Raw genomic sequence first — 18,209 nt, 5'->3', positions numbered from 1 at the left:
TGTCAACGCCGTATGAGGCTCTCCGCACGAACGAAGAGATCGATCAGGGGCGGCGAGTACGGGTCTCGGCGCGAAGGAGGCGGACGTCGAAGAACGCGACGACCGCGGAGACGACAGCGGCGAGCAGGCCGACGTAGCGGCCGAGCCCGGTCCCGATCTCGATGCCGGCGGCGGAGAAGATCCCGCGCTGATCGGCGTCGAACTGCCAGTCGAGGGTGGTCCAGCCGAGCACCATCAGCAGCAGCGCGCCGATGGCCGCCATCAGCCACAGATGCGGCAGGCCCGCGCGGCGGACGGCGTCGACTCGGCCGAACAGCACGACGGCCACGCCGGGCAAGAACAGGAGGAAAAGCGGCGCCCAGGCGAGGAAGCCAGAGCGCCACGCGTCGCGCGTGACGTCGTCGGCGGGCAACGTCGTCAGCGCGTCCTCGATTTCCGGGCGCGAGGCGGTCAGCGTCGTCCACGGAAGGAACAAGGCCACCAGCGCGAGCAGCCCGGCCGCGAGGCCGAGCCACTCACGCCAGGTGACCTTCTTCAAAGCGAGATCAGGCACCGACTCGCTCGACGATCAGTTCGCGCACGCGCTTGGCGTCGGCCTGGCCCTTGGTGGCCTTCATGACCGCGCCGACGATCGCCCCGGCCGCGGCCACCTTGCCGCCGCGGATCTTCTCGGCGACGTCGGGCTGCGCGGCGAGCGCCTCGTCGACCGCCGCGATGAGCGCGGAGTCGTCGGAGACGACCTTCAGGCCGCGCTTCTCGACGACCTCGGACGGCGAACCCTCGCCGGCGAGCACGCCCTGCACGACCTCCTTGGCCAGCTTGTTGGTCAGCTCACCGGCGTTCACCAGCGCGATGACCTCGGCCAGCTGCGCCGGGGTGATCGCCAGCTCCGCCAGTTCGATCTCGCGGGAGTTGGCTTCCTGCGCCAGCGTGTTGACCCACCAGCTGCGGGCCTCGTCCGGGGTCGCGCCCGCCTCGACGGTGGCGGCGACCAGGTCGACCGCGCCGACGTTGAGCAGGTCGCGCAGTGCCTCGTCGGTCAGGTTCCACTCGCGCTGGATGCGCTTGCGGCGTTCCGACGGCATCTCCGGCAGCGTCTTGCGCAGCTCCTCGACCCATTCGCGCGACGGCGCGATCGGGACCAGGTCGGGCTCCGGGAAGTACCGGTAGTCCTCGGCGGTCTCCTTGGTGCGGCCCGGCGACGTGGTGCCGTCGGCCTCCTGGAAGTGCCGCGTCTCCTGCTTGATCGACCCGCCCTCGGCGAGGATCGCCGCCTGGCGCGTCATCTCGTAGCGCACGGCGCGCTCGACGCTGCGCAGCGAGTTGACGTTCTTGGTCTCGGTGCGCGTGCCGAACTCGGTCGCGTCCTTGGCCATCAGCGAGACGTTCGCGTCGCAGCGCAGGGAACCCTGGTCCATGCGGACGTCGGAGACGTCCAGCGCGCGCAGCAGATCCCGCAGGGCGCTCACGTACGCGCGGGCGACCTCGGGGGCACGGCCGCCGGTGTGCTCGATCGTCTTGGTGACGATCTCGATCAGCGGCACGCCGGCGCGGTTGTAGTCGAGCAGCGAGTGCTCGGCGCCGTGGATCCGCCCGGTGGCGCCGCCGACGTGCAGCGACTTGCCGGTGTCCTCCTCCATGTGCGCGCGCTCGATCTCCACGCGCACGACCTCACCGTCGTCCAGCGTCACGTCGAGGTAGCCGTTGAAGGCGATCGGCTCGTCGTACTGCGAGGTCTGGAAGTTCTTCGGCATGTCCGGGTAGAAGTAGTTCTTCCGGGCGAACCGGCACCATTCGGCGATCTCGCAGTTGAGCGCCAGCCCGATGCGGATCGCACCCTCGACCGCCTTGCCGTTCACGACCGGCAGCGAACCGGGCAGGCCGAGACAGGTCGGGCACACCTTGGTGTTCGGCTCGCCGCCGAACTCGTTGGCGCAGCCGCAGAACATCTTGGTGTTCGTGTTCAGCTCGACGTGCACCTCGAGGCCCAGCACCGGGTCGAACCGCTCGATGACGTCGGCGTAGTCCATCAACTCAACCACGGCGGTCACTTCTTTCCTCCCAGCTCCGGAACCTCGTGCACCAGCGAGCCACCGTTGGCGGCGTCGCGTGCGACCTCGTAGGCGGCGCCGACGCGGTACAGCCGGTCGTCGGCCATCGCGGGGGCCATGATCTGGAGGCCGACCGGCAGGCCGTCCTCGTGCGACAGTCCACTCGGGACACTCATCGCGGCGTTGCCGGCGAGGTTCGACGGAATGGTGCAGAGGTCCGCCAGGTACATCGCCATCGGGTCGTCGACGCGCTCGCCGATCTTGAACGCGGTGGTCGGCGTGGTCGGCGAGACCAGCACGTCCACCTTTTCGTACGCGGCTTCGAAGTCGCGCGTGATGAGCGTGCGGACCTTCTGCGCCGAGCCGTAGTAGGCGTCGTAGTAGCCCGAGGACAGCGCGTACGTGCCGAGCATGATGCGGCGCTTGACCTCGGGGCCGAAGCCCTTCTCACGGGTCAGCGACATGACCTCTTCGGCGCTGTGCTCGCCGTCGTCGGACACGCGCAGGCCGTAGCGCATGGCGTCGAACCGGGCGAGGTTCGACGAGCACTCGCTCGGCGCGATCAGGTAGTACGCGGGCAGCGCGTAGGTGAAGTTCGGGCACGAGACCTCGACGACCTCGGCACCGAGCGCGCGCAGCTGCTCGACAGCGGCCTCGAAGGACCGCGACACGCCCGGCTGGTAGCCGTCGCCGGCGAATTCCTTGACCACGCCGACGCGAACGCCCTTGAGGTCACCGGTCAGGCCCTGGCGGGCCGCGGCGACCACCGGCGGGACCGGCGCGTCGATCGAGGTCGAGTCCATCGGGTCGTACCCGGCGATGACCTCGTGCAGCAGAGCGGCGTCGAGCACCGTCCGCGCGCAGGGGCCGGCCTGGTCGAGCGACGACGAGAAGGCGACGAGACCGTAGCGGGAGACACCGCCGTAGGTCGGCTTCACGCCGACGGTGCCGGTGACCGCGCCGGGCTGGCGGATCGAGCCACCGGTGTCGGTGCCGATCGCGATCGCGGCCTCGAACGCCGCGATGGAGGCCGAGGAGCCACCGCCGGAACCGCCGGGGATACGGGCGTGGTCCCACGGGTTGTGCGTCGGGCCGAACGCGGAGTTCTCCGTGGAGGAGCCCATCGCGAACTCGTCCATGTTGGTCTTGCCGAGCACCACGACACCGGCCTCGCGCAGCTTGCGCGTCACGGTGGCGTCGTACGGCGGGAGCCAGTTCTCCAGGGTCTTCGAACCGACCGTGGTCGGGATGCCCTTGGTGGTCAGCACGTCCTTGAGCGCCAGCGGGACACCGGCGAGCGCCGACTTCGGCGCCTTGCCCTCGGCGACGTCGGCGTCCACCGCGCGGGCGGCTTCGAGCGCGCCCTCGGTGTCGACGTGCAGGAAGGCGTGGATGTGGTCGTCGACCTCGGCGATCCGGTCCAGGTGGGCCTGGGTGACCTCGACGGCCGAGACCTCTCGGGACTGGATCTTCTCCGCCAGCTCGGCGGCGGTCAGCTTGATGAGTTCGGTCACTGTTCTTCTCCCAGAATCCGCGGCACCCGGAAACGACCCTCTTCGCTGGCAGGCGCACCGGCCAGCGCCTGCTGCTGGGTCAGCCCCGGTCGGACCGTGTCCTCACGGAACACGTTGGTCAGCGGCACGGCGTGCGACGTGGGCGGGACATCCTCGCCTGCGACCTCGCTCACCTTGGCCACCGAGTCCAGGATCTGGTCGAGCTGGCCCGCGAAGACGTCCAGCTCCTCTTCGGTGACGGCAAGCCTGGCCAGCTTGGCGAGGTGTGCGACCTCGTCGCGGGAAATGTTGGGCACGCGGGTGACTCCCGGGGTGTGCTGTGCGGGTTCTGTCGGAAGCTGCAAGTCTATGGTGGCGGCGTCGGCGGACTCGACTGGGTTATGCCGCGGCCTGCGCTCCCATGTCGGGTAAGGAGTGCCTGGTTCGTTATCCCGCGCCCCGGACGTCGGTCCCCATTACCTCGTCCGGTCTGTCACAATCGGCGCCCGGCGTAGCGCGTTCCACGGCGAGGCTGGGACGCCTGAGGCGAGAGGGGCGCGTGTGTCGTTCCTGATCCGGGTCCAATTACCGGACACCCCGGGGACCCTCGGCGCGGTCGCCACCGCGCTCGGCACCGTCGGCGCCGACATCCTGAGCGTGGACGTGGTCGAACGCGGCGGCGGTGTCGCCGTCGACGACCTCGTCGTCGAAATCCCGTCCGGCAGGCTGCCGGACGCGCTCATCACCGCCGCCGAAAGCGTCGACGGGGTCGAGGTCGACGCCGTCCGCCCGTACGCCGGGGTCCTGGACACCCATCGCGAACTCGAACTGGTCGAGGAGATCGCCGCGAAGCCCGCTTCGGGGCTGGAGATCCTCGCCGAAGGGGTGCCGCGGATCATCCGGGCGGGCTGGGCCGTGGTCGTCGAGCACGCCGAGGCCGGCGCGATCCGGCTCGCGTCGTCCAACGCCGCGCCCGAGACGCCGATCACCGACCTGCCGTGGCTGCCGCTGGAACGCGCCACCATCCTCGACGCCGAGGAGGCCTGGGTGCCGGAGACGTGGAAGGAACTGGGGACCGAACTCGCGGCGACGCCGCTGGGGAAGCCCGGGAAGGCGCTGCTGGTCGCCCGGCCGGGCGGGCCGAACTTCCGGGCCGCCGAGGTGGCGCGGCTGGCGCACTTCGCGGGCATCGTCGCCGTCGTGCTGGACAGCTGACTCCGCGTTTCGTCCTCTGAATGCGGTAGTTGCACGCGCAAGTACCGCATTCAGAGGACTAAATGCGGGGGTTAGGTGAGCTCCAGGCGGTACGCGATCAGGGTCACCCCGGGATGCGGCTCCCAGTCCCGCTCGGGCAGCCGCACGAAACCGAGCCGCTCGTAGAGCCGGTGCGCCCGCGTCATCGTCTCCAGGCTGCACAGCACCACCCGCGCCGCGCCGAGTTCCCGCGCCCGCGCGATGACCGCCCTGGTCAGGGCCTCGCCGATGCCGCGTCCGGTCGCCGAGGGCAGCACGCCGAGCATGCGGAACTCCAGTTCGCCCTCGCGGGACAGCTCGGCGAAGGGCGTCCCCGGACGGGCGATGGTGACCGTGCCGACGAGCGCGCCGTCCGCGTCCACCGCGACCAGCAGTTCGGCCAGCTCCGCCCGCCGGGCCGCGGCGAGCAGTTCGGTGGCGTAGCCCACGCCGTCGACGAGGGTCCGCTCCGCGGAGTACGCGGCCAGAGTGAGCTCCCCGACCGCCTTCAGCTCGTCGGGCCGGGCGGGCCGGATCTCCAGATCACTCACCGCTTTCCTCCTCGGTCGGCAGAGCCAGTTCGGCCGCGGCCTCGGGGCCGCTCTCCAGCAGCACGCGGAAACCGTTCTCGTCGAGCACCGACACCTTCAGCTGGACGGCCTTGTCGTACTTCGTGCCCGGAGCGTCACCGACGACGACGAACGCCGTCTTCTTCGACACCGAACCGGCCGCCTTCCCGCCGCGGGCCATGATGTATTCCTTGGCCTCGTCTCGGGAGTAGTCGTTCAGCGAACCGGTGACGACGATCGACAGGCCTTCGAGGTTGCGCGGGATGGACTCGTCGCGCTCCTCCTCCATCCGCACGCCCGCCGCACGCCACTTCTCGACGATCTCGCGGTGCCAGTCGACCTCGAACCACTCCTTCGCCGCGCGCGCGATGGTCGGGCCGACGCCGTCGACACTGGAGAGCTCCTCCTCCGAGGCGTTCTCGATCCGTTCCAGGGAACCGAATTCCCGCGCGAGCGCCTGCGCCGCCGTCGGGCCGACGTGCCGGATCGACAGGCCGACGATGACCTTCCACAGTGGACGGTCCTTCACCGTCTCCAGGTTGTCCAGCAGCTTGCGCCCGTTGGCCGACAGCTCCCCCGCCTTGGTGCGGAACAGCTCCACCTGGAGCAGCTTTTCCTCGTCCAGATCGAAGATGTCGCCCTCGTCGTGCACCACACCGGCGTCGAGCAGCGCGACCGCGGCCTCGTAGCCGAGCACCTCGATGTCGAACGCGCCGCGGCCGCCCAGATGGAACAGCCGCTCCCGCAACTGCGCCGGGCAGGACCGCGAATTCGGGCAACGGATGTCGATGTCGCCCTCCTTCTGGTACGCCAGTTCGGTGTCGCAGTTGGGGCAGCGCAACGGCATCACGAACTCGCGCTCCTCGCCGGTGCGCGCGTCGGCGACCGGGCCGAGCACCTCGGGGATGACGTCGCCCGCCTTGCGGATGACGACCTTGTCCCCGATCAGCACGCCCTTGCGTTTGACCTCTTCCTGGTTGTGCAGCGTCGCCATCGCCACCGTGGACCCGGCCACCTTCACCGGCTCCATCACCGCGAACGGGGTGACCCGCCCGGTGCGGCCGACGTTGACCTGGATGTCCAGCAGGGTGGTGATCGCCTCTTCCGGCGGGTACTTGTAGGCGATCGCCCAGCGCGGAGCCCGCGAGGTCGTGCCGAGACGGCGCTGCAGCGCGACCTCGTCGACCTTGATGACGACGCCGTCGATCTCGTGCTCGGCGTCGTGCCGGTGTTCGCCCCAGTATTCGATGTGCTCCAGCAGTTCCTTGCCCGAACCGAGCACCTTGCTGTGCGGCGAGACCGGCAGGCCCCACGCGGCGAGCGCGTCGTACGCCTCGGACTGGCGCTTCGGTTCGAAGCCCTCACGTTTGCCGAGACCGTGGCAGATCAACCGCAGGTTGCGGGACTTCGTGATCTTGGGATCCTTCTGGCGCAACGATCCGGCGGCGGTGTTGCGCGGGTTCGCGTACGGGTCCTTGCCCGCCTCGACCATCTTCGCGTTCAGCGCCAGGAAGTCCTCGACGCGGAAGAACACCTCGCCGCGGACCTCGACCAGCGCGGGCACCGGGAACTCGTCCGTTCCGGTCAGCCGCTCCGGCACCTGCTCCAGCGTGCGGACGTTGAGCGTGACGTCCTCGCCGGTGCGGCCGTCGCCCCTGGTCAGCGCGCGGGTCAGGCGGCCGTTCTCGTACAGCAGGTTGATCGCGAGCCCGTCGATCTTCAGTTCGGCGAGGTACTTCGTCGCGCCGATCTCCTTCTGGACCCGCTCGACCCACGTCTCGAAACTTTCGGTGTCGAAGACGTTGTCCAGGCTGAGCATGCGCTCGAGGTGGTCGTGCGCGACGAACTCGGTGGAGAACGTGCCGCCGACGTTCTGCGTCGGCGACTCCGGCGTCACCAGCCCGGGATGCTCGTTCTCGATGGCCTGGAGTTCGTTGAGCAGCTCGTCGAACCGGCCGTCGGACACGATCGGTGAATCCAGCACGTAGTACCGGAACTGGTGACCGCGGATCTCCTCCGCCAGTTCGGCATGCCTTTCACGGACGTCGGCGGGGACGTCCGTGACATCCTGCACGGGCTCGGGGTTTTCGGGAAGTTCGCTGCTCACAGGGGTGACTCTAGTCGGGGGTACCGACATTTCCGGACAGCCTGCCGACCACCTCGCGCAGTTCCAGCAGGGTCAGCTGCCCGTCCTGGGCCTCGGTCACCAGCTCGACCTTGCCCAGCCGTTCGGCCGCGACCCGCTCACCCAGCGTGGCGTCCAGCGGCAGGAAGGTCATGGTCGTCCGGGTCTCCGGCGCGAGCTCGTCGATCAGCGGATGGAACACGGTCACGTCCACCCGTCCGGCTGATTCGTCCACCTTCGCGGTCACCCGCACGTCGGCGAGCGCGATCCGCGTCTCGCCGAGGTTGACGGTGACCTCACTCGGATCGGGGACCGGCGGCACGGAATCGTGGTACTCCCAGATGGCGTCCTCCGGCGGCGCCGCGGCCTTCCACGCGTCGGTGTACGGGCGCAGTTCCGGATCCTCCTGGCCGGTCAGCACCAGCGAGTAGATCGCCCGGCGCCCACGATCGAGGGAGAAGTGCAGCCGGGGGTGCAGTGCCTCGACGATGGTGCAGAGGTCGTGTTCCACCCGATGCGGTTCACGATCGCCGAGGGCGGCGCTGACCTCCGGCAGAAGCGCGAACCATGCCTCCCAGAACTTCGCCGCCGCGGCGGCCGCGTCCTCGGGGACCGGCTGCTCCGGCCAGGCGGTGCGGGGGTCGGGGACGTCCTCGGTTTTGCGGGAACGGCGGAACAAACGCATGACGGGCACGCTACCGCGCCGCTCACCAGCCTTCAGGCGGTTCGGTGAAAGCCTTGCCCGCCTCCCGGCTGAGCGTGAGCGCGCGGCGCATCCAGTCGGGGGTGGCGCCCGCGAGACCGCACGCCGGGGTCGGCACGACCCGTTCGGCGAGGATCTCGCGGCGGAAACCCAGCCGGTCGACGAGGTTGAACACGGGGGTGACCACGTCGCGCAGCTCCACCGGGACACCGGGGTCGGTCGTCGGGACGAGTCCGAGCATCAGCGTCGTCCCGGAGTCCAGCGTCTCGCCGATCTCGTCGAGCTGCGCGGGCGAAGCGCCCCTCAGCAAGGTGAAATCGAAGGCGACCGCCCGCGCCCCCGCCGCGCGCAGCAACGAGATCGGCGGCTTTTCGGCGCAGCAGTGCACCGCGACCGGCTGACCGGTGACACGCTCCGCCCCGGAGATCACCGTCGACAGCAGTTCGCGCGCCTCCGCCGCGGGCACGGCGGGAACCGTGCCGTAGCCGGACGCCGTCGGGAGATCACCGGCGAGGACCTCGGGCAGCGACGGTTCGTCGAACTGGATCACCACCGGCGCGCCGATCCGCGACTTCAGTTCCGCGACGTGCTCGGCCAGCCCGTCGAGCAGCGACGCGGCGAAATCGCGCAGCGCGCCCTTGTCGGTGAGGATCCGGTGCCCGCGCGGAAGCTCGATGTTCGCGGCGAGCGTCCACGGCCCGGCGACCTGGATCTTGAAGGCGGGCGGCGCGGCGCCCGCCTTTTCCCGCGCCTCCTGGACGGCGTCGAGGTCCCAGTTCATCAGGTCGACGGCCCGGCGGTGGTCGTGCCCGGGACGAGCGGCGACCCGATAACCACTCGGCACCACCTCGACCGCGAGGTCGACCAGCAGCGCCGCCGTCCGGCCGATCATGTCGGCCCCGACGCCGCGGGCGGGAAGTTCGGGCATACAGGGGAATTCGGGCAGTTCGCCGAACACGATCGAAGCGGCCTCGACCGGATCGGTACCGGGCAGGGAACCGATCGCGGTGGCCGCGCCAAGGGGCCAAGGTCGTTCGTTCACACCCGGATTCTCCCCTTGGTCCGACCCGGCGGGGCGGCGGGGCGGGGGAGGACACGGACATTCGACGCAATTGCCGTCGACGAGCCCGATCCGGCGCCCGGCGCATTACGCTGACCTGCCATGACGAGCTCCCCACAGCCCGCCGGCTGGTATCCCGACCGGCAGAACCCCCGGCTGTACCGGTGGTGGGACGGGCAGGCCTGGACCGCGAACACGCGGCCGTCGCACGACGCCGAGATGATCGAGCTGGACGTCGAAGGCGCGCACGACCCGGAGAAGATCCGCGCGCAGGCGGCGAGGGGCACCCAAACCCGCGGCAGTGGTGTCGCCGGCGGCGGGACGCTGTTCTCCGAACCCGTGCTGGTGGTCAACCAGCGCGCGAAACTCATCGAGATGGCCAACGAGTTCGGGGTGTTCGACCAGCACGGCAACCGCCTCGGCGGCGTCGTCCAGGTCGGGCAGAGCACGGTGAAGAAGGCCATCCGGCTGCTCACGAACTACGACCAGTTCCTGACCCACCGCTTCGAGATCCGCGACGCGAACCACAGCACCGTGCTGAAGGTGACGAGGCCGGCGAAAGTGTTCAAATCCCGGTTCCTCGTGACGAAGGCCGACGACTCCCCGATCGGCGAGATCGTGCAGGAGAACGTCTTCGGCAAGATCCGGCTGGGTTTCGTGGTCGACGGGCGGAAGGTCGGCGGGATCTTCGCGGAGAACTGGCGGGCGTGGAACTTCGCGATCAAGGACCACGCGGACGTCGAGATCGCGCGGATCACCAAGACCTGGGGCGGTTTCGTGAAGGCCGCGTTCACCACCGCCGACAACTACGTCGTCGAGATCCACCGGCCGCTGCGGGATCCGCTGGCGTCGATGGTGGTGGCCTCGGCGCTGACCATCGACACCGCGCTGAAGCAGGACGACAAGGGCTGACGCAGCGCCCTCCGCATTTCGTCCTCTGGATGCGGTAGTTGCACGCGCAAGGACCGCATCCAGAGGACGAAATGCGAGTGGGGCAAGTGACCGGGGTCTCACCCCACTCAAGTGGACACTCGGCTTCCGGCGGCACAAAGTGGAGGGACTGGGGCGGCACGCTGGAGTGCGTCCGGGACGGAGGTCACCATGGAGCCGTTGCCCGAAAACGGCGAACGGGACTGGGCCGAGCCAGGCGTCTACACGGTTTCGCCCGGGGTCCACCGGATCCCGCTGCCCCTGCCGCACGACGCGTTGCGCGCGGTCAATGTCTACGTCGTCACCGACGGAACCCGCCTGGTCCTCGTGGATTCCGGCTGGGCGCTGGAGTCGGCGCGCGAACGGCTTTCGCGCGGGCTGAAGGCGCTCGGCGCCGATCTCGGCGACATCGACGAGTTCCTGATCACCCACGTGCATCGCGATCACTACACCCTCGCCGTGGAACTGCGCCGCGAATTCGGCGGCAGGCTCGGGCTCGGGAAGCGGGAGGAGCCGTCACTGGTCCGCTCCGGCGACCCGGACCGGTTCCCGATGGAGGCGCAGGTCAGCCTGCTCGAACGGTGCGGCGCGAGGCCGGTCGTCGAGGAACTCGCCAAGGCCTTCGGCGGTGTCCGGCACACCGAAGCGCATCTGTGGGAACAGCCCGACGAATGGCTCGTCCCCGGCAAACGCCCGGTCGTGCCCGGCAGGGAGTTCGACATCGTGCACACGCCCGGCCACACGGACGGGCACGTCGTGTTCGTCGACGACGAGGCCGGGCTGGTGTTCTCCGGCGACCACGTGCTGCCGCACATCACGCCGTCCATCGGCTTCCAGCCGGTGCCGACCGAACTGCCCCTGCACGACTATCTCGACTCCCTGCGCCTGGTCCGCGAGATGCCGGACCGGCGCATGCTCCCCGCGCACGGGCCGGTCACCGACAGCGTCCACGCCCGCGTCGACGAACTGCTGGAGCACCACCGGGACCGGCTCGAGGTCATGGGCGCCGAGATCACCGCGGACGTCACGACCGCGTACGAGGTCGCGCTGCGGCTTGGCTGGACGCGCAAGCAGCACAAGCTTCCCGACATGGACCCGTTCAACCAGATGCTCGCCGTGCTCGAGACCGGCTCGCATCTGGATCTGCTGGTGGCCCAAGGGAAACTCACCGCGGCCGAGAACGACGGGGTGCGACACTACGCCTCATGATCATCCGTGAAGCGCGCCGGGAAGACGTCGCGGCGATCGTCGGGATGCTCGCCGACGACCAGATCGGCAGCACCCGTGACTCCGCCGACGACCTCTCGCCGTACCTCGTGGCCTTCGAGCAGATCGACGCCGATCCGGCGCACCTGCTGATCGTCGCCGACGACGGCGGGGAGGCCGTCGGCACACTCCAGCTGTCGATCATTCCCGGACTGGCGAGGAAAGGCGCGCTGCGCGGGCAGATCGAGGCCGTCCGGGTGCGGGCGAGCCATCGCGGCTCCGGCCTCGGCGGCGAGCTGATGCGGTGGGCGATCGACGAATCACGGCGGCGGGGCTGCGCCCTCGTGCAGCTGACGTCGGACGTGAAACGCGAGGACGCGCACCGGTTCTACGAGCGCCTCGGTTTCGAGGCCACGCACACCGGCTTCAAGCTGAAGTTCTGACCTCTGCCGCATTTAGTCCTCTAAATGCGGTAGTTGCACGCGCAAGGACCGCATTCAGAGGACGAAATGCGGGAGGGGTCAGCGGGTCCCCGAGATCTTCGCGCTGCCGAGCACGAGGTCGCCTTCGGCGGCGTCGGTGCGGTACAGCACGACGACCTGACCCGGCGCGACGCCGCGCAGCGGCTCACGGAGCTGGATGGTCACCTCGTCGCCGGAGACTTCCGCGACGGCCTCGACGATCCCGCCGTGCGCGCGCACCTGCACGACGCATTCGGTGGGGCCGTCCAGCGGCCGCTCGCTCGGCCAGATCGGGCGGTCCGCCTCGATCACGTTCACGCCGAGATCCCGCGCGGAACCGACCTTCACGGTGCCCGAAACCGGTTCCAGCGAGAGCACGTAGCGCGGCCGCCCGTCCGGCGCCGGCGCCTCGATGCCGAGCCCCTTGCGCTGGCCGACGGTGAAGCCGTGCACACCGGTGTGCTCACCGAGCACGGCGCCGGTCTCGGCGTCGACGAGCTGCCCGGGACGCTGGCCGAGCCGCTTCTCCAGGAAGCTCTTCGTGTCCCCGTCCGGGATGAAGCAGATGTCGTGGCTGTCCGGCTTCTTCGCCACCGACAGGCCACGGCTCGCGGCCTCGGCGCGCACGTCGGTCTTCCACGAATCGCCGAGCGGGAACAGCGAATGCCGCAGCTGCTCCGGGGTCAGGGAGGCCAGCACGTACGACTGGTCCTTGCCGGAGTCGACGCTGCGCCGCAGCTCCGGCACACCGTCCACAAGGGACAGACGGGCGTAGTGCCCGGTGGCGACCGCGTCGAAGCCGAGCGCCATCGCCTTGTCGAGCAACGCCTCGAACTTGATCTTCTCGTTGCAGGTGACGCACGGGTTCGGCGTCCGGCCCGCGGCGTACTCGCCGACGAAGGTCTCGATGACCTCTTCGGTGAACCGCTCGGCGAAGTCCCAGATGTAGAAGGGGATGCCGAGGATGTCCGCGGCGCGCCGCGCGTCACCGGAGTCCTCGATCGTGCAGCAGCCGCGGGATCCGGTGCGCAGCGTGCCGGGCTTCGCCGACAGCGCCAGGTGCACCCCGACGACCTCGTGCCCGGCGTCCACGGCGCGCGCGGCGGCCACCGCCGAGTCCACTCCCCCGCTCATCGCGGCCAGTACGCGCATCTTCCTCACACCTCTTGCTTCTGCGTCTGCTTGCGCATTCCGGCGAGCCCCGCCTGCCTCGCCCTGTCGACGACGCCCGCGATCTCCCTCGAAACCGCTTCAACGTCTTCCGGCGCCGAGGTATGCCCGAACGAGAACCGCAGCGACCCGCGCGCGGCCGCGGGTTCGGCACCCATGGCCAGCAGCACGTGGCTCGGCTGCGCGACACCCGCCGTGCACGCCGAACCGGTGGAACATTCGATGCCCTTGGCGTCCAAGAGCATCAACAGGCTGTCACCCGCGCAACCGGGGAAGGTGAAATGGGCGTGCGTGGGCAGGCGTTCACCCTCGCCACCGTTGAGCACCGCGTCCGGCACCTCGCGCCGGACGGCCTCGATCAGGTCGTCCCGCAGCTCGGCGACGCGTTTGGCGTACTCCTCGCGGCCTTCGACCGCGACCTTCACCGCCGTCGCGAACGCGATCACCGCGGGGACGTCGAGCGTGCCCGAACGCACGGCGCGCTCCTGGCCGCCGCCGTGCAGGACCGGCACGCACGCGGTGTCGCGGCCGAGCAGCAGCGCGCCGACACCGTACGGGCCGCCCAGCTTGTGCGCGGTGAGGGTCAGCGCCGCGGCGCCGCTCTCGGCGAAGTCGACCGGCACCGCGCCGACGGCTTGGACGGCGTCGGTGTGCAGCGGGATCTCGTGTTCGGCGCAGACGGCGGCGAGCGCGGCGATCGGGTTGACCGTGCCGACCTCGTTGTTCGCCCACATCACGGTGACCAGCGCGACCGTCTCGGGGCTGTCGCCGATGGCGGTGCGCAGCGACTCGGGAGTGACCCGGCCCGCCTGGTCGACCTCGACCCAGACGATCTCGGCGCCCGCGTGCTGCTCCAGCCATTCGACGGACTCGAGGACGGCGTGGTGCTCGACTGTGCTGCACAGCACCCGGCGGCGCTCGGCGTCCTCGCCGTTGCGGGCCCAGAAGATGCCCTTGACCGCGAGATTGTCGCTCTCCGTGCCACCGGCGGTGAAGATCACCTCGGACGGCCGGGCACCCAGCGCCTCCGCGATCACCTCTCGGGCTTCTTCGACCCGGCGGCGCGCCCGGCGCCCCGAGGAATGCAGCGCGGAGGCGTTGCCCACTGTGGACAGCGCCTCGGACATCGCCGCTACGGCTTCGGGCAACATCGGGGTGGTCGCCGCGTGGTCGAGATAGGTCATCGCCACACCAGGGTAGACCGCTCCGGGGCGTGACCAAGCCCACCCTGCTCAGCGGGTGGCGGCGCTCATATCCGACGGCCACCGGCCGGTCAGCCGCACCCCCAGCAGCGCGATGCCGGTCAGCACCACCGAAAGCACCAAGATCGCCGCCGACGGCTCCTTCGCCGACGCCAGTGAAGCGAGCAGAACCCCGCCCAAACCGATGGTAAGAGCCGATCCGACCCAGTCGCCGAGCTGCAGCGCCGAGGTGTTGAACCCGCGTTCGGCCTCCGGCGAGTAGCGGAGCAGCAACACCGAGATCGCGGGCATCGCGATCCCCATCCCGGAGCCGCCGACAGCCGACGCCACGAACGCCATCCAGCTGGGGAAAGACGGCAGCGGGACGAAGACGAAGATCGCCAAACCGGCCGCGACCAGCGCGAACCCGGTCCGCAGCGACGCTTCACGCGACCAGTCGAGCATGCGGCCCTGCAGCATCGACCCCGCCGACCAGCCCAGCGCGGTCACCGTCAGCGGCAGCCCGGCCAGCGCGGGGCTGTAGCCGTGGACCTCCGTCATCGTGAGCGGCAGGTAGGCCTCCATCCCGGCGTACGCGCCCGCGATCAGCGCACGCGAGGCGATCACTGTCGGCAACCCCGGCCGCGACGTCAGCGTCCCGGCGGGCAGGAGTTTGCGGAGCGCGTAGGCGAGGGCGACCAGACCGGCGCCGCCGTAGGCCAGTGCCGCGAGAGAGGGGTGCTGCGCCGCCCAGGTGAGCGCGGCGACGCCGAGGGCGGCGACCACCGCGGGCACGACACCGGCGCGAACGGCGGATTCGCCGGGTACGTGGGCCGGCAGTTTGCGCGTGACGACGACCAGCAGTGCGAGCCCGATCCCGGTCAGCGGGATCAGCCCGAGGAACACCCAGCGCCAGCCGACGCTCACGGTCACCACGCCCGCGATCGAAGGCCCGATCACCGCGGGCAGCACCCACGCGGCGGCGTTGGCGGCGTAGATCACCGGACGTTCGCGGTCGCTGAAGGTGAGCGCGATCAGCAGCGACACCGAGACCAGCAGGAGACCGGAACCGAAGCCCTGCAACGCCCTGCCGAGCAGGAGCAGCGGCATGTCGTGCGCGAGCCCCGCGACCAGCAGCCCGGCGGCGAACAACGCGGTACCGGCGAGCAGCGCGGGCGCCGGGCCCTTGCGGTCGCCGAGACGTCCGGAAAGGACGGTCGCGACCACGCTGGCGACCAGGAACGTGGTGAACGGCCAGGCGTACAGCGCGAGGCCGTCGAGGTCGGCCACCATCGTCGGCATCGCGGTGGCGACACCCATGCTCTCGAACGCGATGAGCGTGACCATGAGCAGCAGCCCGATGGTGGTCACGCGGTGCTCAGGTGTCCAGAGCACACCCTTCGGTTCGGCCTTGTCCCCAGTGATCGTCATACGACGAGCCTGCAACCTCCAGCTCGGTGGAGGTCAAGCTCACGACACCGACTCCAGGCGCAGCTCACGCGCCAGCACGGCCGCCTCCCCGCGCGACGTGACCTCCAGCTTCCCCAGGATCTTCCGAACGTGGAACTTCACCGTGTGCTCGGTCAGCGCCAGCTCTTCGGCGATCTGCCGGTTGCGCTTCCCGCGCGCGATCCCGGCGAGGACTTCGAGTTCGCGCGGGTTGAGCCGGTCGAGCGGGCGCAGTTCCGGCGTTTCCTGGACACCCAGCGGCAGGATCGCGGTGATCGTGGCGCCCCAGCCGGGGACGGCGTCGACCTCCCAGCGGCCGCCGAGCGGGGTGATCCGCTCGGTGAGCCCGGTGGCGGGCACGGCGCGGGCGACGTCCGGGCCGTCGTCGCGCACGGTGACCCGGAGAGCCTGCCCGTCGATCCGCCAGGACGCCCGGACCCGGCTGCTGTCCCGCTCCAGCGCGGAGAGCACCAGACCGCGCGAGACCGTGCGGGCGGTGTGCGCGATGTCCTGCGGGAGCGGCCGTTCGTCGTCCGGCCCGGCGAGGTCGACGGTCACGTCGTCGTGGCGCACCAAAGGAGCCAGCTGCGTGACGAGAGTGCCGAACGCCTCCGACGCGGGCTCCGCCGAGAGTTCCTGGTCGCGGTCCGCGATCGAGCGCAGTTCGACCAGCGCGGCCGCGGCGAGGTCGGTCGCGGTCTGCCGGGCGGCGGCGTCGCCGAGCCGCCGTGATCGCAGCACCGAGAGCAGTGACGTCAACGTGGTCGCGTGGGTCTGCCCCAGATCGGTGATCGCCCGCGCCCGCGCGGTGGCCGCCGCGATGTTGCTCTCCAGGACGGCGGGCTCGGGGTCGGTGGCGCGCTGGGCGGCGTTCACGCTGACGATGTCCCACAGCTTGGCGACGAATTCGAGCGCGCTGTCCGACGGCTCGTCGTCGGCGGGGACCAGCGCGATCATTGCGCCCTTGCCGATCACCGGCGCCGAGGTCAGCACGACGAGTTTCCGGCGTTTCCCGCCGAGTGTCTCTTCGGCCACCACCGCCCGCCCCGGGACGCCGAGCGCGGCGAGCCGCTGAAGCTCGGCGCTCGTGACCGCGCCGGTGATCTCCGGATCCCCGTGGACCTTGATCGGCAGGCGGGAGCAGTCACCGGTCTCCATGGCGGCGGCGCGGTGCGGCAGCACGGCCGCGGCCGTCTCGGAAAAGCGCGGCAGGAGTTCGGGGCGCGGAGCGGCGAGCATGTACTCGACCTGGCTCAGCACGTGCAGCGGGTCCATGGCTCCACACTAAGCGCGTTCCGGCGCGGGGACGCTGCTCTCCCGGCTAGTGAACACTGCTCGTCCGGCTGGTTCGGGCGGGGGCCGGACGCCGGTTGACTGATCGCAGCGAAGGAATCCGATAGGAGTGAACATGCGAGCGATCACCATCACCCAGTACGGCGAACCGGACGTCCTGCGGTCCGCCGAGGTCCCGCTGCCGGAGCCCGGCCCGGGTCAGGTGCGGGTCGCGGTCAAGGCCGCGGGCGTCAACCCGATCGACTGGAAGATCCGGTCCGGCGCCATGGCGGAGGTCCGCCCGGTCGAATTCCCGCACATCCTCGGCCTGGAGCTGGCGGGCGTCGTGGACGCGGTGGGCGAAGGCGCCGATTTCGCCGTCGGTGACGAGGTCTTCGGCTGGTCCGACACCGGCACGTACGCGGAGTACGCGCTGGCGAGCAAGGTCATCCGCAAACCCGCCGGACTTTCGTGGGCCGAGGCCGCCGCGCTGCCCATCGCCGGGGAGACGGCGTTGCGGGTGCTGGGCGAACTCGAGGTCAAGCCGGGCGAGACGGTGGTGATCCACGGCGCTAGCGGCCAGGTCGGCAGGATCGCGACGCAGGCCGCCGTCGCGCTGGGCGCCACGGTCGTCGGGCTCGCCGGGGCCTCGTCGCTGGATGAGGTGAAGGAACTCGGCGCGGTGCCGGTCCAGTACGGCGACGGCTGGGTTTCGCGGGTCCGGTCGGTCGCGCCGGACGGCGTGGACGCGGTGTTCGACGCGGCGGGCTTCGGTGTCTTGGGTGAGTCCGTCGAACTGCTCGGATCACCCGACCGGCTGATCACGATCGCGGACCCGGCGGCGTACGCCCAGGGGCTGAAGTTCTCGGCCGGTGGGGAAGAAAGCGCGGCGGTGCTTGAGGATCTGGTCGCGCGCGGGTTGAAGCTGAAGCTGGGCTCCGGCTACGCGCTCGCCGATGCCGCCGAGGCGCACCGGGAGAGCGCGACCGGTCACGCGGGCGGGAAGATCACGCTGGTCTTCGACTGACAGCCGCGCGAGCCCACCGGTTGCTGCGATGAAGGGGCCTTTCATTGCAAAATTCGCGATGAAAGGCCCCTTCATCGCACGCGTGAGGTGCTGAGCGGGACTTTCGCGACCGGAGCGAGGCGATGCCGGGTCGAGGGGGTCGTGGGGGGGGGTTTTGGGTTTTGCCCCCCAACCCCCCCCCCCCCCCCCCCCCCCCCCTCTGTATGAAAGGGGAGGAGGTCGTGTTGTCCACAAACTCCTAACCCACCCAACACCAACCAAGGAACCGACGTGCCCCCC

Annotated in this window: 17 protein-coding genes; 5 read left to right on the top strand and 12 right to left on the bottom strand. The window is 70.2% G+C overall.

All coding sequences use genetic code 11. The features are described 5' to 3' along the window. Positions 1–43: 43 nt before the first annotated feature. From AC069I_RS09760 to gatC, 4 genes are read right to left on the bottom strand one after another with little or no spacing between them, the layout of a single operon-like run. On the bottom strand, positions 44–553 hold the full coding sequence (locus AC069I_RS09760; protein ID WP_478230699.1) for a hypothetical protein: 510 nt from the start codon (positions 551–553) through the stop codon (positions 44–46). Then, on the bottom strand, positions 546–2,051 hold the full coding sequence (gatB, locus tag AC069I_RS09755) for an Asp-tRNA(Asn)/Glu-tRNA(Gln) amidotransferase subunit GatB (protein WP_240600545.1): 1,506 nt from the start codon (positions 2,049–2,051) through the stop codon (positions 546–548). The genes AC069I_RS09760 and gatB overlap by 8 nt, the downstream gene beginning before the upstream one ends. After that, complete coding sequence (gatA, locus tag AC069I_RS09750) at positions 2,048–3,565, bottom strand: Asp-tRNA(Asn)/Glu-tRNA(Gln) amidotransferase subunit GatA (RefSeq protein WP_478231665.1); 1,518 nt, start codon at positions 3,563–3,565, stop codon at positions 2,048–2,050. Before gatA ends, gatB begins: the two co-directional genes overlap by 4 nt. Continuing rightward, positions 3,562–3,861, bottom strand: coding sequence for an Asp-tRNA(Asn)/Glu-tRNA(Gln) amidotransferase subunit GatC (gene gatC / locus AC069I_RS09745; RefSeq protein WP_005162012.1), 300 nt, complete (start codon positions 3,859–3,861; stop codon positions 3,562–3,564). Before gatC ends, gatA begins: the two co-directional genes overlap by 4 nt. Before the next feature lie 244 nt (positions 3,862–4,105). Here gatC and AC069I_RS09740 point away from each other — a divergent pair, with 244 nt between their 5' ends. Beyond that, complete coding sequence (locus tag AC069I_RS09740; RefSeq protein ID WP_378443154.1) at positions 4,106–4,759, top strand: ACT domain-containing protein; 654 nt, start codon at positions 4,106–4,108, stop codon at positions 4,757–4,759. A gap of 71 nt (positions 4,760–4,830) precedes the next feature. Here AC069I_RS09740 and AC069I_RS09735 read toward each other — a convergent pair whose 3' ends face one another. From AC069I_RS09735 to AC069I_RS09720, 4 genes are read right to left on the bottom strand one after another with little or no spacing between them, the layout of a single operon-like run. Further along, a complete protein-coding gene (locus AC069I_RS09735; protein WP_478265180.1) occupies positions 4,831–5,328 on the bottom strand; it encodes a GNAT family N-acetyltransferase in 498 nt (165 codons plus the stop codon). Then, on the bottom strand, positions 5,321–7,453 hold the full coding sequence (gene ligA, locus AC069I_RS09730) for an NAD-dependent DNA ligase LigA (protein WP_478265179.1): 2,133 nt from the start codon (positions 7,451–7,453) through the stop codon (positions 5,321–5,323). Before ligA ends, AC069I_RS09735 begins: the two co-directional genes overlap by 8 nt. A gap of 10 nt (positions 7,454–7,463) precedes the next feature. Beyond that, complete coding sequence (locus tag AC069I_RS09725) at positions 7,464–8,156, bottom strand: hypothetical protein (protein ID WP_478265178.1); 693 nt, start codon at positions 8,154–8,156, stop codon at positions 7,464–7,466. Between the two features lie 22 nt (positions 8,157–8,178). Next, positions 8,179–9,216: a methionine synthase gene (locus tag AC069I_RS09720; protein ID WP_478265177.1), complete on the bottom strand. Its 1,038-nt coding sequence runs from the start codon at positions 9,214–9,216 to the stop codon at positions 8,179–8,181. A gap of 120 nt (positions 9,217–9,336) precedes the next feature. Here AC069I_RS09720 and AC069I_RS09715 point away from each other — a divergent pair, with 120 nt between their 5' ends. The 3 genes from AC069I_RS09715 to AC069I_RS09705 all read left to right on the top strand — a co-directional run bounded on the left by AC069I_RS09715 (position 9,337) and on the right by AC069I_RS09705 (position 11,813). Then, a complete protein-coding gene (locus AC069I_RS09715) occupies positions 9,337–10,146 on the top strand; it encodes an LURP-one-related family protein (protein ID WP_478265176.1) in 810 nt (269 codons plus the stop codon). A 189-nt stretch (positions 10,147–10,335) separates the two neighbouring features. Next, entirely contained in the window at positions 10,336–11,373 is a 1,038-nt protein-coding gene (locus AC069I_RS09710; RefSeq protein WP_478265175.1) for an MBL fold metallo-hydrolase, read from the top strand. Beyond that, the gene (locus AC069I_RS09705; protein ID WP_478230706.1) at positions 11,370–11,813 is read left to right on the top strand and encodes an N-acetyltransferase family protein; all 444 of its coding nucleotides are present in this window, start codon (positions 11,370–11,372) and stop codon (positions 11,811–11,813) included. Before AC069I_RS09710 ends, AC069I_RS09705 begins: the two co-directional genes overlap by 4 nt. 78 nt (positions 11,814–11,891) lie before the next feature. Here AC069I_RS09705 and mnmA read toward each other — a convergent pair whose 3' ends face one another. The 4 genes from mnmA to AC069I_RS09685 are packed head-to-tail and all read right to left on the bottom strand — an operon-like array spanning position 11,892 to position 16,906. Further along, positions 11,892–12,983: a tRNA 2-thiouridine(34) synthase MnmA gene (gene mnmA / locus AC069I_RS09700; RefSeq protein ID WP_478230707.1), complete on the bottom strand. Its 1,092-nt coding sequence runs from the start codon at positions 12,981–12,983 to the stop codon at positions 11,892–11,894. A gap of 5 nt (positions 12,984–12,988) precedes the next feature. Continuing rightward, complete coding sequence (locus AC069I_RS09695; protein ID WP_478230708.1) at positions 12,989–14,185, bottom strand: cysteine desulfurase family protein; 1,197 nt, start codon at positions 14,183–14,185, stop codon at positions 12,989–12,991. 48 nt (positions 14,186–14,233) lie between these two features. Next, positions 14,234–15,628 (bottom strand): MFS transporter, encoded by a 1,395-nt coding sequence (locus AC069I_RS09690; protein WP_478230709.1) that lies wholly within the window; start codon positions 15,626–15,628, stop codon positions 14,234–14,236. A 24-nt stretch (positions 15,629–15,652) separates the two neighbouring features. Then, positions 15,653–16,906 carry a helix-turn-helix transcriptional regulator gene (locus tag AC069I_RS09685; RefSeq protein WP_478230710.1) on the bottom strand — a complete coding sequence of 418 codons (1,254 nt, stop codon included), beginning with the start codon at positions 16,904–16,906 and terminating at the stop codon, positions 15,653–15,655. Between the two features lie 133 nt (positions 16,907–17,039). On the opposite strand from AC069I_RS09685, the gene AC069I_RS09680 reads away from it, so the two are divergent. Further along, a complete protein-coding gene (locus tag AC069I_RS09680; protein ID WP_478230711.1) occupies positions 17,040–17,930 on the top strand; it encodes an NADP-dependent oxidoreductase in 891 nt (296 codons plus the stop codon). Positions 17,931–18,209: the final 279 nt, after the last annotated feature.

The organism is Amycolatopsis sp. NPDC043885 (genome assembly GCF_056435685.1).
The sequence above is the reverse complement of the archived record's forward strand: the minus strand, read 5'-3'. Positions and strand labels throughout refer to the sequence as shown.